Source organism: Bacillus pretiosus, assembly GCF_051294775.1.
Classification (GTDB): Bacteria; Bacillota; Bacilli; order Bacillales; family Bacillaceae_G; genus Bacillus_A; species Bacillus_A wiedmannii.
In genome coordinates, this window is record NZ_JBPPHF010000200.1 from 1 (window position 1) to 305 (window position 305).

Sequence of the window (305 nt, forward strand, 5' to 3'; positions counted from 1 at the left end):
GAAATATCAAACGCAAATGTTGTCACTGCTAATAAATGATCATGTTCATGTAACGAAAACTTTTGTTGCATAGCCATTAAAAAGTTACTTAAACCTCTCATAGGAACAATTACACCTTTTGGGTTACCCGTTGAGCCTGAAGTATATATTGTATAGGCTGGGTTTAAAATTGATACATCATTCTTACATTCTATATTCATACGAGAATATGTATGTAATGCTAGTTTCGTTTCTTCGTCATCTAATATAATTTTTTTCATATCATTTTCTATAACTAACTTAGATGAAACAGATGAATGTGTTAT

The 305-nt window shown here is 29.8% G+C and carries 1 protein-coding gene; it reads right to left on the minus strand.

The window, feature by feature from the left end; all coding sequences use genetic code 11:
* On the minus strand, positions 1 to 305 hold a 305-nt coding region (locus ACSG5Z_RS30510), incomplete at both ends, for an AMP-binding protein (RefSeq protein WP_435712815.1).